Raw genomic sequence first — 14,470 nt, forward strand, 5'->3', positions numbered from 1 at the left:
TTAGCGGCTAATGAGCATAAATAAACAGAGCATTGCTAAAATAATGCGATACCAAGCAAAGATTGCTAAAGAATGATTTTTGAGATAGCTCAATAGGAGATGAATACAAGCTAGTCCGACAATAAAAGCAATGATTGTTCCTATAGTTAATTCTAAACCAATTCCTTGCGGCAGTCCTATTTGAGATAAGTCATAAAGTTTTTTCAGTCCTGATAAAGTGATAATCGGCAAAGAAAGATAAAAAGAAAAGCGTGCGGCAGCTTCTCTGCTTAATCCTTGCGTCATACCAGCCATAATGGTAGCGCCAGAGCGAGAGAATCCAGGAATAAAGGCTAAACATTGGGCTATGCCAGTAATCAAGCCACTTTTTATGGTTATTTGTTCAATTCGATCCTTTCCTTGAGAGAAGAACTTTTCGGTAAGCAAAAAAAGCAATGCTCCGACAATCAACACCATACTTACTACCCAAGCGGAACGTAAATAAAGATCAATATATTCTTCTGCTATCAAGCCAATAAGTAGTGCGGGTATTGTGCCTACTAGTATTGCCCAACCAAGCGTGCGCTTTCCCTGAAAAAAGCTTTTTAATAACTGCCAAAGTTCAGGAGCAAAATAAATATAAACAGCTCCAATAGTACCTAGTTGTAATATAGCATCTACAGCCAGCGGGTAGGGGGTAACAAATCCTAAAATATCTCTGGCCAAAATCAAATGCCCACTGGAAGAAATAGGTAAAAACTCAGTGAGACCTTGAATAATGCCAAGGAGAATAAAGGAGAGCATAGAATAAGTTTGTACTAGTAAAGTACAAGGATGAATTGTAATTTACAATAATTCAGAAAAGTGTATGCTTCTTAATTAAATAGTTACTATCTATATGGCTTCATCAAGATCTCCTGATATACTAACCAATGACAATATCGACGATAACAGACAGATTCCTGTCATGGTGCAATGCTGGATTGAGGATCAAGGGGATAATATCTCTCCAGAATTCGATCAAACCACTGCATTAGCCTACTTAAGGAGCTTAAAGTTAGCAGAACAATATGCTGAGTGGCGGGATCTTTTGCGGGAAGCAAACTTTATTCAGGTATCAGCAAACAGTGGAGAATTGGGATATGAAGATGATAATCAAGGCTTTCATTGTTTTCCTCAATTGGCAGAAATTGTAGCGGCGATACTAGATAATCTTGCTTATTATATCGCAAAGCAAGCAGAAGGCTATGAAGCTTTATCTCTTGTTCCCGGAAAAATGTCTTTAGCCGATGTGTATAAATGGACTGAGCGTTTTTTGAAGAAAAGATTAGGTCAAGATTTTACCGTATGTGACTATAATAATTTAGATGCTGCACCACGCATGTTAGATTACAATGTAAGTAGGACAATTCAGTCAAAAGAAGACTGTCCTCCATGGCTGCTGTCCTTGCGCAAAACTACCTTCGGAGCATTAGCGCCAGCTGCGTACAGAGAAACTCCTGGTCCTATTCCTGGAGATGAAGGGAGATTTTTAGTGAAGTTAGATGATGCAGTGGAAGCATTGGCAGGTACTGGTGTATCGGCTGCTCTTTTAGAAGAGGTATACCTGATGTTTGTCCAAAAACTAGCTACTAATGCTCAGGCTCCAGACAGATACAATCTGGTAATAGCGGCAGGTAATAAAACCCTAGAGGACTCTCATCCCCAAGTGACATTTGCTGATGACTGCCAAGCCTCTAGTAGTACTGCTATCCAACCAGGCCCACCTAGTTTGATTACCGAGTGTATCCCAACAAGCAATCTAGTAGCATTGGATTGCATTCAAACTGTAATCCGCATTCCTCTTAGCTCTTAGCTCTTAGCTCTTAGCTCTTAGCTCTTAGCTCTTAGCTCTCCATCCCCCTATTTCCCAGTCAAGTTTTCCTAATTCAGTTCTATCTATATACTACAGGCTAGTAAGCTTCGTACTATATGAGTCTCGCTCAATCCATAGAAAATCCCGAGTCACAACAGTCAATGCTGCGCATAGTGATTGCTTTTGTTATGATATTTCTTTATCAATATCCGGAGGCTATTTCCGAAGCACGGATCAAGATAAAGATACAAAGTATGATAGATTTTCCTTGGGATGAGACTGTTTGGCAGGAGGCCCTAGCAAATATGTTAGAGAAAAGTATTCTTGAACGGGATGTGGATGACGCTCTAAGGCTTACTGACAGCACTCGTAACGAAATGGCATTACGCCAAACATTGAAAGCGCTAGTAACAACTAGGGAAGCAAAATCATTAGCATAGTTCTGTTATTTATCACTCTTTTCTGAACCTCATTCATAATTCATAATTCGTAATTCGCAATTCGTAATTCGTAATTGCTTGCCCCCATGTTCTCTCTCCCATCGCAACTCAATGATTTCTTCATCATTTTCTTAGGTCTAGTGATAGAAGCTTTGCCTTTTATTTTACTTGGCGTAATACTCTCGAGTTTACTTTCTTTATTTATTACCGAAGAAAAAGTGCTTCGTTTTATTCCTCGTAATAAGTTCTTAGCTTTGCTCTATGCCTCTCTTACCGGCTTTCTGCTCCCAGTATGTGAATGTGGCAATATTCCTCTAGCTCGAAAGTTTACGATGAAAGGTATTCCTCCTTATTTGGCAGTCACTTTTCTTCTAGCAGCACCAGTCTTAAATCCAATAGTAGTATTCTCAACCTATGCTGCCTTCCGTGACATTCCCGAAATAGTAATTCTGCGTTTTGTCTTCGCCTTTATCGTGGCTATTATTGTTGGCTATATTTTTAGCTTTGCCAAGGACAAACGTGAAATTGTCAAAGAAACTAGCATTGTGGATTGTCATGTCGAACATGCCCATACCCATTCTCGCTGGTCTACTTTTATGCAAAATATGCAAAGTGAATTTGCTGAAATGATGGTATTGATGGTGATTGGTGGTTTGATCGCAGCTGCCGTACAAACATTTTTACCGAGACAGTTAATCACTTCTTTGGGTACCGGGCCAGTGATATCAATTGTGGTAATGATGTTATTAGCTTTTGTGGTTTCTATTTGTTCCAATGTTGATGCTTTCTTTGCTCTAGCCTATGCTTCCACTTTTTCTAGCGGAGCTATTCTCGCTTTCTTAGTTTTTGGCCCTATGATTGATATCAAAAGTCTCATTATGATGTCGACTACCTTCAAAACCAAGGCTATTGTGCTCATGACTATCCTTACTCTGCAATTGGTATTTGTGCTCACTTTGCTAATGAATCTCTATGTTAGCTAAAAAAGGACTGTTCATTTTTCTTTTTGCTGGTTACGGGCTTGGCTTTCTCTGGTTGTTGGCAAAAAAGAAGCTATTACTTTTCTTACACCCAGATTTCGTTCCTTTAGCTGTGGCCGCTGCAGTAATCATGTTGTTGGTTGCTTTCAGTATTTTTAGCTTAGCTCATTATCATGCTGTGAAGCTGAAGCGATGGCGAATACTCCTTTTGTGCTTGCCCCTTTTACTGATTTGCTTCACTGATCTCAAACCTCTATCCAGTATTGCTGCGGCAGAACGTGGGATAAACACGGGGGCCTTAACTGTGGGGCGGCGCTTTACTACTGGTGGTTTTGCTACCAAACCGGAGAAGCGTTCATTATATCAATGGGTAATTGCTCTGAATGCCGACCCTGAACCTAGTCATTATGAAGGTCAGGCGGTGAATGTGAAAGGTTTTATTATGCATCAAGAGGGACAGACTTTGGTCGCGCGTTTCATTTTGACTTGTTGTGCGGCTGATGCTCGTGTCTTGAGCTTGCCTATCAAGAGCACTCAGGAAAGCGTGGCTACCCTCAAGGATGATCAATGGGTACATGTGATGGGTAAAATGGCAGTTGAAGAGAAAGATGGTAAGCGCTCTTTAATTGTTATTCCCACTAAGGTTGATCTAATTGCTATACCTGAAGACCCTTATGAAATTTAGATCATTTTTCGACAAAGTTGCTTGGAGTATTGTTCTGATATTGAGCCTTTTCATTATCGGTATGGTGGCTGGTGGTGATTTCACCGAGCCACGTATCCAATATTTTAATGGTCAAAAACAAGCTATTGCCGCTCAAACAGGGCAATTTTTATTTCGCTTCAATCGACTCATGGATGAAAAAAGCGTTGAGAGCTCATTTCGTATTTTCCCTGCAATAAAAGGTAAGTTCAGCTGGTCTGGAAGAACTTTTGCTTTCACAGCAGATGCACCTTTGCATTATGATGAGCATTTCACGATTACCTTTATTGGCGCTCATGACCGTGCTGGTAAGGTAATGCCAGCTATCACTCTCCAAGCAAAAACGAAGGAGCAATCATTACTTTTCTTAGATGAACAGGGAAGGGTTCAGCAATTAGTTTTGGCGGCTAATACAGTAAAGTCGCTTACGCCGGAGCATTTGTTTGTCCAACAGTTTTCTGTTTCCCCTCTAGGAACACATCTGGCTCTATTGGCCACCACTAGCAAAGATAATAGTACAGATCGTAGTGAGTTCCGTTTGTATATCTATGATCTCAATGCGGGCAACCTACAATTAGTTAATAATGAGCAGGGAAAAGTGTTAGATGAATTACAGTGGCTACCAGATGGCAGTGGCATCGGATATACATTTATTAATATGAGCAACAATACCGAGGGGATTGCTTGGTATGAAATGGCCAGTGAAAAAGTCCAGGAGATTGCCACAGGAAAGGCCCGTGCTTATAGTTTTTATTTCACGCCCGATGGCAATAAAATAGTATACATCAATAGTGACGGAGCTTTGATTTTGGGTGATATGCCTGAAGGTAATGGTGCTTTAATTGCTACGACGTTTACTGATATTGTTGGTTTCAATGAGACAGGAGATTATTTCGCTTACATCGCTCCCCAAAGCGTCAATGCTTTTGATCTTACCAATCAACCAATCTTAGTAAATGCCGAAGGGAATGAAAAAGAGATTCCACTGCCCGAGAGCACGAACTTTGATATGATGTTTGTCCCTCAAACAAAAAAGATTGTTTGGACCCAAGAAATCAGTTTAGGAAAAGAACGGAGAGACAAGATTGTCGCTTTTGATTATGAAAAAAATACCTTCCAAGTTGTCATTGATCGAGAAGATTGTGCTGCTTTCCATCCCACTCCCAATCCTGATGGCTCTTTATTAGCCTGGCAATGTGTAGAAAATGACAATAAGGGCTATGTGCTCACAGGCTGGAATGATTATCAAGGGAAAATTGTGACTGGTAAATTATGGCTAAAAGATTTTATTAGTGGGGAAGAGAAAGATCTTCATATTCAGGGTGCTGGTATGCAGTTTTTGCCTTAGTAATAAAAAGGTACTTGTGGCTAAATAATCCATAGAGTAGCGTGCTTACTTATGAATTAATATGACAAGACAGCCGAATAAGATAAATATTCTAACATGTGTTGATGATGTGTCGTCAGCTTGTCCAGCTGCTACTGCTGGTATCGATGGTGTCTGCATGGGTGTAGAGAAGTTTGTTGCTGAGGCCAATAGGCAATCTTTAGCAGAGCTACTTGCAAGATCTCAAGTGTTAGTCCACATTCCTGGACAAGAAATACGCACTGGGGACTTGGGGAATAGACGTTCATTAAATTTAATCAAGGGGCAGTTAATCAGTTTTGTTTGTCAGCCTAAATTAGATCATGGTAGTCGATTTATTCCTGTCAATCTCGCCACCATTCCCTTAAGTCTCGAGGTCGGTGATATCTTTACTATGGGCGATGGCCGTATTGCCTTTCAGGTAGAATCGCTGGCGGAAGATCGTTCAAGATTGGTTGCCAAAGCATTATGTGCTGGCTGTATATTGGCAAAGCAATCTATTCATTGGGCAAAAGATAATTTGGTTGCTCATGGTCAAATAGCAGATAATCAAGTGGTTTCTGTTCGTCGCTTAACAGTGCATGAGCGTCGTCCCCATCAGATAGTTTTAGGTGATGTGAGAGATGCGGATATTGTCACCAGAGCGCAGGTGCAATTATCTGATACTGGTGTGAAAGTATTAGCAGAGATTGCTAGCGGTACAGGAATCGAAAACTTAGCTGCCATTGCTCAAAAGTCTGATGGCATTGTCATAAACAGACGCCAATTAGTAATAGATATGGGGGATCGTTATGGTGCCCACACATTTGATGATATTGTGGGAAGAACAGCCAGTAAGCCAATTATTGTCCGTGGCGCTTTCGCCTCTTCTATGCTTTCTGAGTGGGATCTTTCCGCTGCCGATAGAGAAGACATTGCTGTCCAAGTACGATCAGGAGTTTCAGCAATTATGTTGGGCGGAGTTTTTCATAAAGTGCCTGATCGTGCTAGATTGGTAGAAAAATTAAGAGGGTGTATTACTAAAGCTTTACTAACAAATGCATGAAGCGAGATGTCAAAAAAGAAATTTTAGCAACACTGTTGAAAGCTGATCGCTTAAAGTATGGGGATATTCATCCGGAAGGAATTGGCAATGATCTTTTTAACTATCATCTACAGCATCTGGTTAAAATGGGTTTGGTAAGTAAAGATGACAAAATTTATAGTCTGAGTAATTTGGGTAAGTATCATGTTGCCGAGCAAAACCCTTTGAGTCCCAGCGGTCGTACTGCAGATCGCTTCAAAATGAATGTACTCACAGTAGTGCTGCGAGGCCAAGGAAAAAACTTGGAAGTACTAATGCAAACTCGCAAACGCCACCCTTTTTATGATTCAAAGAGCGTGATGGGTGGTACTATCCGCAAAGGGGAGCTGGTGGCTGAAGCTGCTCAGCGCAAATTGAAAACAGAAACTGGTCTAACTGCCAATCTCAAGCTGTGTGGTCTGATTCGCCAAGTGAATCTAGATAAACAGAATGTTCTGGTTGTGGAAGATGTGCTGTTTCATATTTGTTGCACAGATTTATTTGAAGGTGAATTACTAGCGAAGACTGACTACGGAGAAAATTTTTGGTGCCCTATTGAACAGGCGATTCAAGAACACAAAAAACATCATGGGTCATTACAATTATTAGTAAAGTTTTTCACAGCGCTCAAAAAACAAAACTTTCGTGATCTACCGTTATTTTATTGGGAAAAGAAAAGCCTCTTAAATTCAGCATTCTGAATGCTGAATTTAAAATTGAGGGAGGAGGTTATCCCGCTTTTAGTCTGGTTAAGAAAAATATACATCATAGTTTATGAAATAACTTTCGTCTTACTGTCCATTCCGAATTCTGAATTCCGCATTCAGAATTGTTATCCCTACCTAGTACTCGCTCGGTAGATTCTCAGACAAAATAGTATATTTTATTTTCTCACCTAAACTTTATGACATTAGCCAATTTGAATGCTGATCGGGAAGTAGAAGAAAGATTTGCTTTTTCTGAGCAGCAGCGTGGCGTCCTGCGGCGATGCGTTGGGGCGAAGCTAAAAGCAAAGAAGTATTTTGTAAACTTTGGTATCGAGCATAGAGAGCCATTGACTGAGAGGGGACTGCGAATAAAGGGAAATTGGCTACGTGCTCGGGTGGCAAATCCTGATCAGGCAATGATCAAGCAAATGGTAGAAATAACCCAGGAAAAGAGACTGGCTTTATTGATTGCATTAGGGTTGAGACCCAAGTTTACGCTAAAGTTACCAAAACCAACTTTAGGTTTTGCCCAAGAATTTGAAGATGTGGCAGGAATAGCAGCACAATTAGGAAGTGATGCTAGAAACGAAGCTGAGCTACTAGAGCGATTACAACGTGATGGTTATACCATTGATGCTGGTTTTTCTACACGTAGAGAAGAATATGGGACTGATGATGGCATGATACTGACTGCAGATGATAGTACCTGTATTCATACTGGTATAAGTGGTTATTTCCCAGTGATTCGCCAAGTGACTGAAGTAGAAATCATGGCTATCGCCGGAGCGGAAGCTGAGGCCAGAGCAAAAATTCGTGATGTGGTGACTGGCGCACTAGGTGATGTGGCACTAACGGCAGCCATTCCTAGTACCATAATTGCCTGTGTCTCCGCTCACACTGATCCCAGGTATGTCGCTAGACTGATTGAGGCTGAGCGTATTGTCCCAGCGCAGTTAAGTGCTTTGGTTACCAATACCGAGTTGCCCCTCGATCATCTTCACAGAATACTATCACAAGTGTCGGTTGAAATGCGTGAAGCTTTATCATCTCTATTCTTTCCTCTAATGCGTAATCTATAGTTCATAACTTCTTTCCTTTCTTCCTTTTCCCATTCGTAATTAGTAATTCGTAATTTGTAATTCTTATGTTTATCGTTGCCACCATTTCCAAAAATTCTTATTCCCCAGAAAAAATTGCAGAAATTATTCAAGCAGGCGCCACTGTTTTACGGTTCAATTTTAGTCACGGTACACCTGAAGAAATGCATGCCAAAGTGCAAATAGCTCAAGCCGTGATTAGTGAATTGGGTAAAGAAGGCGAAGTGAAAATACTAGCAGATTTACCTGGTAGCAAGATTCGCTTGGGAAGTTTCGCGGGAGGAGAAATCAAAATACAGGCAGGCCAGAAAATGCGTTTTCAAGAGGGGAAGCATTCAGATAATCCCCATGAATATTTAGCAGTTAACTGGGAAGATATTGGAAAACTAGTAACTGTTGGCCAAATAGTAACTTTGGGAGACGGTGAGACCGGCTTTGAAGTGACCGAATTGCTCGATGAAAAAAGCTTTCAAGCGGTAGCGATTAGTACTGCTAGTTTTTCCGAGTTCAAAGGAATCAATTTGGGTAGCGTTATGGATTCAGTCGATCATTTCACTCCTCAAATGCTTGCCCATTTGGCACAGTTGGCTGTCCTCAAACCTGAATGGGTCGCTTTTTCTTTTGTAAATAGTGCGGAGTATATGAAGCGAGCGCAGGCATTATTGCAGCCTCATCTCACTATTGATTGGCAACCAAAAGTTGTGGCAAAAGTAGAGACCTTGCAAGGCGTGCAAAACATTGCTGATATTGTAGCAGCAGTGGACATTGTACTCGTTGCTCGAGGGGATTTGGGCCTCACTTGCCCAATTGAACAATTAGGCATTTTTCAAAAACAAATTGTGAAAGCTACTAAAGCTGGCCATAAACAGGTAATTGTCTCTACCCAAATTTTAGATAGTATTGTGAACTTTTTCATTCCTTCTCGCGCTGAAGTTCTGGATCTAACTAATATTGTTCTAGATGGGGCTGATGGCATTATGCTAGCCAAAGAAACTGGTATCAGTTTGACTCCCGGTCGGTCAGTAACTATGGCAAAAAAGATCATTGCTGCAGTTGAACAGTGGGCTTAAGTTTTCCAGTTTGTTCCTGTCTTTGTCTTCGTCTCGGTCTTGGTCTTTTATGATCTCCTCTTTCGTTCCTTTATTCTATTTTGCTCCTTGACGAGATCTTTGAATATAGTAGTGTTGCTACTTGTCTATTTTCATGGCCCGAATTGATGTGCTAGATGCAAGGTTAGTACCGGAAAGTGTTGATGAAAAAGTTCAAGCGCAGGCTATGGTTGGCTGGGAAAGAGTTGAAAGTAACGATTCCTGTACTTTTGTATTTAGTGCCCCAGTAAATGAAAGCCTGCGCAGTGGAGTTGTGCCAGTAGGATTTTCTTTGTGTGTTAAAGGTTTAGCTAGAGATGCTGTTTTGCGTGTCATGCGTAATCCTCAATTATTGCTGCGCCAATTAGAAGAAATAGCTCCCGAACTGCTTCAGCCAATGTTATGGGTTAATGACATGAATGCTGATCAGTATTACCGGGAAACAGTTTTAGATGAGTTGGCTCGGGTATTAGTAGGTGATAGGCATGGTATCGAGACTGTTCGTGAAATTGTTGAATTACTTTTGTCATCAGCCTATAGCTTATATAGTGCGGTAGTTTCTCATCGTGATAGTTTTCGCCAGCTGGCATTAGATCCCCATGCTCCTGGTGAAGTAACATGGTTGGAACATGATTGTATTCACCCTGCTCAGGATATTACTGGTAAACCCTACCGGGTTCTAGAGATGAAAACAGTGCTTGCTTTTCCCAATACACTTCCTGATATTGTCAGTGAACGTTTAGTGCGAGATGTAATGAGTAGAAATGAACGTTGGCGTATCGCGCGAATTTGCGCTGCTAATTGTCATTCTATGCCTGACCCAGATACCACCTGCCTAATTCGTGACGGAGCTGCTGCCAGATTAGCTTCTTTAGTAAGGGTTGGCGCAATTGATGTGTCAGAAATTGCATCTGTCAGAGACGCGGGTTTTCTTCCCGATCGGAAACTAATACGACTTAAATCGCAGGGAATTGATATTAGTGGAGTAAAATAATAAGTAGTGCTTATGTCTATGATTGAAGTTGAGCAACGCTATTTAGTAAAGGGTAACTCAGTTCATGAGATGGGCCGCTTGATGAAAAAAGGATGGCACCCACCAGAACACACTTGTTTTGTTAGTTTTCTTCTTGATCAGCTATCTGGTGCGCGCGAGCATTTGCCGATACAAGCCAAAGGTTGGAATTTGCGAATGCGTCTGTCAGGTGTCGGTAGAGACTTTGCCTGTTTAGTAATGGAAAGTAGGCATCACTTAGCTACTCTGCTGGCATCTTTAAAGGGAGATGAGGCGGTATCTTGTATGTTAAAAAAGCCCAGTGGTAATAGTGCGGGCAAAGAAGAAATTGATGAACCAGCAAGCATTGCCCGAGAGCTGCAGGTGAAAAAGCTGTCGGGTGATACAGTGCGCGATCTCCTCGAGGCACTTATCTCAACTGGGTATGATATTCACAATCTCATTGCGACCGAACGGACAAACTTTAGAAAAGTTTTGGTCGCTACTGGTGAAATGACAGTTGCTTGGAATACTGACTATTGTGGGCATCAATTAGAAAGACCAGACAGTCCGAGATCTATTATCGAAGTAGAAACATGTTTGGAAATTAATCCTCTTAGTACGGCGGCGCGAAGAAATGATTTGCTACGAGCTGCTGAAGAACAAAATAATGCCTGGGTAAGAGAAAATATTGCTGATTGGCCTAGAGTGCCCGGTACAGCTGCCTTGTGTGTAATTAACCATATGCCAATAGATGATGTCCGTGCAATCTTAAAAAAACGTGGTATAAAAGCTGCTCAAGTCCGCCAAGCTTTAGTAGTAGGTGAAATTGATCATGAACGTTTGGCTTTGCTACAAAGAGCAGAAATTATTTCTGTTGAACAATACCAAGCAATTCAAACAATGCGGCTTGAGCATTGACTTGAATAAAAGATCGTCTACTATAGTGTCTTCTTATATTATTCCATGAAAGTTGCCAAGATTGAGGTAGAAGATCGCTATCGGCTCACAATAGGTCAACGTAAAAAAGCGGCTGACATATTGAGACAAAGATTCGGTGATCCTCGTGAAATGCGTTATGTAAACGTTTTAGTTGATACACCAAATTTGCAATTACGTTCACATGGGGTGGTATTGCGAGTGCGTGGTTATCAACCTGACATGAAAAAAGTGATGATGTTTATGGATGAGGCACGTGCCACTACTCGTTTATCGTTGTTGCGCTATCTGTTGGCCACTTCACCAACAGAAGCTACTCTTAAGTTACCTGTGATTGATGGAGGACAAAAAAGAACCAAACGAGAGATTGAAGATCCGGCAGAGATTGCTAGACAATTAAATTTGTCCTTGAATGGCGAAAGTGATCGTTTTGCTGCACTGGTCACAGCATTGGAAAGAGCTAATTATGAAATTGTCGGTGGTATCCATACAGATAGAAAAGAATTTACCCGTAAAAGTCGCACTGGTCCGACAACTCTAACTATTGACGATAGTACCTGCATGCATGATCCTGATAGGGTCAGGAGTATTTTAGAGGCAGAACGAATTGAGCAAGTAAATCAGGAGATTAGTCAAGGTGCACTCAGAGCATTGGTTCGCAGGGTGGAGGGGAATAATCGCCGTTGGATAGGAATGCGTCTTAATGAGTTAGGAGCGATGCCTCTGGTTCCTGGCAGTGCTACTTTATGTTTATGGCGACATCTACCAACTGATCGTTTGCAAGCTCTTGTTCGCCATGGGGAGTTGACTCATAAACAGTTAAAAGCATTATGTGCAACTGGCGATTTGAGACGTCAAGATGTGGCTCGTTTGGTAGAGACACATGTTATCACCCAAGCGCAGGGGTTTGAACTAAGAAAAGAGTTTTCGCGAAGGCAATCCTAAAGAAGGTTTATCTGAAAAATGGGTAGATACCGAGAGCCGACTCGGTATGCATACTACTAACTGTCACTTATGCTAGTGATAGCTATTTTTACCATGTCTTCTTTTAGTCAATTACTACAGTTGCTGCAACTCACCCGATCCCAAACTCAGTATGGTTATTTGCTCAGCGGTGTGCCCAAAGAAAAGTTGAGTGATCTTGCTCAACATCACTATTTAGTTACTTTTATCGGCTGGCAAATGGCTCTTCATTGTCAGTTTGCTGGTGCCAATATAAATACTATGCAAGTGTTGGAAATATGTTTGGTTCACGATTTGGGTGAATTATTCGGCGGTGATATTAATTGGTTCTATGCCAAGCACAATCCTGCTGCCCGCAAAGCTGCTAAGGTTTTTGAAGAGGAGAATAATCAATTCCTACTTCAATACTTTGGTGAGCAACGGACACATATCCAAGCGGTAATAGATGCCGCACATCTCTGCCAAACTGATGAGGCGAGATTGGCAAAGCTTGCTGACTATCTGGAATGCTTACAGTACAAAAACTTTGTTAACGCCCTTTCTGCTACGGATCTTGATATGGCAGTACCAGCACTATATCGCCTGATTCAATTAATGAGCTGTCCCAAAATCCAAAAGTCTCTAACTAATCTGATTAATGATTGGCTAAAAACGCTTGATCAAATGCCCAACTTTTTGTTCTTTTTAGCTAAATCTTAATACTACGCTTTTAAAGCAGCAGCTAAGGCGTGAACATTTTTGAGCATGACATCTTGATATGCAGTCGGAGAGTAGATACCGGTTTCCATTGGGTCAAATTCTATTATCTGTAAATTTAAATCCTGGGCTAAAGTTTGGACAATACGGGGAGAAAACTGGGGCTCGGTACAAATTACTTTTATGTGATTATTTTTAATATAATCAATCAGCTGTTTGAGATAATATGGTGTCGGCTCTTCACCGGGATATTCTTCGATAGAGGCAGTGACTGTGAAACCATAATCACGAGCGAAGTATTGTGTAGTAGAATGGAAGGAAACAAATTGTTTATTTGTTAAGTTTGCTGTTTCTGTTCTGATACTGTGATCAAGTGCTTCGATCTGTCTGGTGTATTGATCAAGTAATATGGCCAATTCCGCTTTGTGTTCAGGTGCCAATTGTTGAAATTGGGCACTAATACGTGGCAAAATTTGCAAAACATTGCGTGGCGACACCCAGACATGAGGATCATGTGGTCCATGTTCGTCCTCTTCTTCTTCGTGGGCACCAATCAGCACCTGTTCCTCGATAGGAGGCAAGATGGTCAATTCTTGGCTAGCGGTAAAAACTTTAGCCCTACTTCCCGAAGTGGTAATTGCTTTCTCTACCCAGTCATCTACGCCCAAACCATTTTTAATTACTAAGTTGGCTTGTCGCAACAAATTGATTTCACTGGGCTTCAACTGATAATCATGAGGACCAACTTGACTCGAAATAAGTGAATTAACGCTGAGATAATCACCGGCTAAGTTTTTAGCAAAGACATAATAGGGGAAGAATGTTGCTACTACCTCTTTTTTGTTTGTTTCTACTGTCATGGGTTGTGCATTGCCACAACTGCTTAATGCTAAACTACAGATGATCAAACTTGCGAAGAACGTGTGAGTTTTCATAATTAGTTACTTGCAATTCAGTTGCATACTAGCTGGTTGGAGGATTGAGTGCAACTTGGTTGCACTTTGCTTTGCGTCACCTTTTTGATTACGCTGCTCGTTGAGTGATTAGCAAGTTATGCGTCTTACTGTAGTTAGGGAGAAAATTCTGGCTATTATCAAAAATGCTAAGAAGTTAGTTTCCGCAAAAGACATTTTGCGTATTGATCCCATGCTCGACAAGGTTACAGTGTATCGTACGCTGGATGCTTTTCTGCAAGCTGGTATGGTCCGAGAAATGCATCTGCCAACTGGCGAAAAGGCTTATGAATTAGGTGATGATCATGATCATCATCACCACTTTCGTTGTGAGCGCTGTTTGGAGATATATCATTTGCCTTGTGAATTTGATCATACTATTGAAAAATGGGAGCAAAAAACTGGCTTCAAATTTCATAGTTTCGACTTTGCTGGCGTGTGTAAAACTTGTCTGCAAAAAAACACTCTTTAGTTGTTCACAAAACTGTAATAACTGCTAGACTACACCCGTAGTATTTTATGTACCTTAACTTGCCGGGTGAATTTGCCATAATTATGGCCTAACAAGTATTTTGTTTTCTTTTTTTACAGTTCTCATAATTGAGATTCTTTTTAACCTTAGCCATGAGCTAAGGAAACTTTCGAGATGC

At 41.1% G+C, this 14,470-nt stretch carries 16 protein-coding genes; 14 read left to right on the forward strand and 2 right to left on the reverse strand.

From position 1 onward, the window contains the following. Positions 1 to 783, reverse strand: coding sequence for an undecaprenyl-diphosphatase UppP (gene uppP, locus HY817_02535; GenBank protein ID MBI4836112.1), 783 nt, complete (start codon positions 781 to 783; stop codon positions 1 to 3). 94 nt (positions 784 to 877) lie between these two features. On the opposite strand from uppP, the gene HY817_02540 reads away from it, so the two are divergent. From HY817_02540 to HY817_02600, 13 genes are all read left to right on the forward strand, one after another. Further along, positions 878 to 1,834 carry a hypothetical protein gene (locus HY817_02540; GenBank protein MBI4836113.1) on the forward strand — a complete coding sequence of 319 codons (957 nt, stop codon included), beginning with the start codon at positions 878 to 880 and terminating at the stop codon, positions 1,832 to 1,834. A 116-nt stretch (positions 1,835 to 1,950) separates the two neighbouring features. Next, complete coding sequence (locus HY817_02545) at positions 1,951 to 2,274, forward strand: hypothetical protein (protein MBI4836114.1); 324 nt, start codon at positions 1,951 to 1,953, stop codon at positions 2,272 to 2,274. 86 nt (positions 2,275 to 2,360) lie between these two features. After that, positions 2,361 to 3,257, forward strand: coding sequence for a permease (locus tag HY817_02550; protein MBI4836115.1), 897 nt, complete (start codon positions 2,361 to 2,363; stop codon positions 3,255 to 3,257). After that, positions 3,247 to 3,939 carry a TIGR03943 family protein gene (locus tag HY817_02555; GenBank protein MBI4836116.1) on the forward strand — a complete coding sequence of 231 codons (693 nt, stop codon included), beginning with the start codon at positions 3,247 to 3,249 and terminating at the stop codon, positions 3,937 to 3,939. Before HY817_02550 ends, HY817_02555 begins: the two co-directional genes overlap by 11 nt. Next, positions 3,929 to 5,305 (forward strand): hypothetical protein, encoded by a 1,377-nt coding sequence (locus tag HY817_02560; protein MBI4836117.1) that lies wholly within the window; start codon positions 3,929 to 3,931, stop codon positions 5,303 to 5,305. The genes HY817_02555 and HY817_02560 overlap by 11 nt, the downstream gene beginning before the upstream one ends. Positions 5,306 to 5,366: 61 nt before the next feature. After that, the gene (locus HY817_02565) at positions 5,367 to 6,368 is read left to right on the forward strand and encodes a hypothetical protein (protein MBI4836118.1); all 1,002 of its coding nucleotides are present in this window, start codon (positions 5,367 to 5,369) and stop codon (positions 6,366 to 6,368) included. After that, on the forward strand, positions 6,365 to 7,087 hold the full coding sequence (locus tag HY817_02570) for an NUDIX domain-containing protein (GenBank protein ID MBI4836119.1): 723 nt from the start codon (positions 6,365 to 6,367) through the stop codon (positions 7,085 to 7,087). Before HY817_02565 ends, HY817_02570 begins: the two co-directional genes overlap by 4 nt. A 203-nt stretch (positions 7,088 to 7,290) precedes the next feature. Then, the gene (locus tag HY817_02575) at positions 7,291 to 8,172 is read left to right on the forward strand and encodes a hypothetical protein (GenBank protein ID MBI4836120.1); all 882 of its coding nucleotides are present in this window, start codon (positions 7,291 to 7,293) and stop codon (positions 8,170 to 8,172) included. Positions 8,173 to 8,237: 65 nt separating this feature from the next. Continuing rightward, a complete protein-coding gene (locus HY817_02580) occupies positions 8,238 to 9,260 on the forward strand; it encodes a hypothetical protein (protein ID MBI4836121.1) in 1,023 nt (340 codons plus the stop codon). Between the two features lie 133 nt (positions 9,261 to 9,393). After that, entirely contained in the window at positions 9,394 to 10,272 is an 879-nt protein-coding gene (locus HY817_02585; protein ID MBI4836122.1) for a hypothetical protein, read from the forward strand. An 18-nt stretch (positions 10,273 to 10,290) separates the two neighbouring features. Beyond that, complete coding sequence (locus tag HY817_02590) at positions 10,291 to 11,190, forward strand: hypothetical protein (GenBank protein ID MBI4836123.1); 900 nt, start codon at positions 10,291 to 10,293, stop codon at positions 11,188 to 11,190. A gap of 45 nt (positions 11,191 to 11,235) precedes the next feature. Next, complete coding sequence (locus HY817_02595; GenBank protein MBI4836124.1) at positions 11,236 to 12,153, forward strand: CYTH domain-containing protein; 918 nt, start codon at positions 11,236 to 11,238, stop codon at positions 12,151 to 12,153. 93 nt (positions 12,154 to 12,246) lie between these two features. Then, positions 12,247 to 12,870 carry an HD domain-containing protein gene (locus HY817_02600; GenBank protein MBI4836125.1) on the forward strand — a complete coding sequence of 208 codons (624 nt, stop codon included), beginning with the start codon at positions 12,247 to 12,249 and terminating at the stop codon, positions 12,868 to 12,870. Between the two features lie 2 nt (positions 12,871 to 12,872). On the opposite strand, the gene HY817_02605 is transcribed toward HY817_02600, so the two are convergent. Continuing rightward, positions 12,873 to 13,802, reverse strand: a complete 930-nt coding sequence (locus HY817_02605) for a zinc ABC transporter substrate-binding protein (protein ID MBI4836126.1) — start codon at positions 13,800 to 13,802, stop codon at positions 12,873 to 12,875. A 118-nt stretch (positions 13,803 to 13,920) separates the two neighbouring features. Here HY817_02605 and HY817_02610 point away from each other — a divergent pair, with 118 nt between their 5' ends. Beyond that, complete coding sequence (locus HY817_02610) at positions 13,921 to 14,292, forward strand: transcriptional repressor (GenBank protein ID MBI4836127.1); 372 nt, start codon at positions 13,921 to 13,923, stop codon at positions 14,290 to 14,292. Positions 14,293 to 14,470 lie beyond the last annotated feature (178 nt).

It is taken from the genome of Candidatus Abawacabacteria bacterium (assembly GCA_016207805.1).
In the GTDB taxonomy this organism is placed as follows: Bacteria; Patescibacteriota; Gracilibacteria; order RBG-16-42-10; family RBG-16-42-10; genus JACQZO01.

Coding starts and splice junctions, on each gene's coding strand:
- HY817_02595 (MBI4836124.1), top strand. CDS start 11,236: ATGAAAGTTGCCAAGATTGAGGTAGAAGATCGCTATCGGCTCACAATA.
- HY817_02565 (MBI4836118.1), top strand. CDS start 5,367: ATGACAAGACAGCCGAATAAGATAAATATTCTAACATGTGTTGATGAT.
- HY817_02580 (MBI4836121.1), top strand. CDS start 8,238: ATGTTTATCGTTGCCACCATTTCCAAAAATTCTTATTCCCCAGAAAAA.
- HY817_02545 (MBI4836114.1), top strand. CDS start 1,951: ATGAGTCTCGCTCAATCCATAGAAAATCCCGAGTCACAACAGTCAATG.
- HY817_02575 (MBI4836120.1), top strand. CDS start 7,291: ATGACATTAGCCAATTTGAATGCTGATCGGGAAGTAGAAGAAAGATTT.
- HY817_02585 (MBI4836122.1), top strand. CDS start 9,394: ATGGCCCGAATTGATGTGCTAGATGCAAGGTTAGTACCGGAAAGTGTT.
- HY817_02605 (MBI4836126.1), bottom strand. CDS start 13,802: ATGAAAACTCACACGTTCTTCGCAAGTTTGATCATCTGTAGTTTAGCA.
- HY817_02550 (MBI4836115.1), top strand. CDS start 2,361: ATGTTCTCTCTCCCATCGCAACTCAATGATTTCTTCATCATTTTCTTA.
- uppP (MBI4836112.1), bottom strand. CDS start 783: ATGCTCTCCTTTATTCTCCTTGGCATTATTCAAGGTCTCACTGAGTTT.
- HY817_02590 (MBI4836123.1), top strand. CDS start 10,291: ATGATTGAAGTTGAGCAACGCTATTTAGTAAAGGGTAACTCAGTTCAT.
- HY817_02570 (MBI4836119.1), top strand. CDS start 6,365: ATGAAGCGAGATGTCAAAAAAGAAATTTTAGCAACACTGTTGAAAGCT.
- HY817_02555 (MBI4836116.1), top strand. CDS start 3,247: ATGTTAGCTAAAAAAGGACTGTTCATTTTTCTTTTTGCTGGTTACGGG.
- HY817_02560 (MBI4836117.1), top strand. CDS start 3,929: ATGAAATTTAGATCATTTTTCGACAAAGTTGCTTGGAGTATTGTTCTG.
- HY817_02540 (MBI4836113.1), top strand. CDS start 878: ATGGCTTCATCAAGATCTCCTGATATACTAACCAATGACAATATCGAC.
- HY817_02600 (MBI4836125.1), top strand. CDS start 12,247: ATGTCTTCTTTTAGTCAATTACTACAGTTGCTGCAACTCACCCGATCC.
- HY817_02610 (MBI4836127.1), top strand. CDS start 13,921: ATGCGTCTTACTGTAGTTAGGGAGAAAATTCTGGCTATTATCAAAAAT.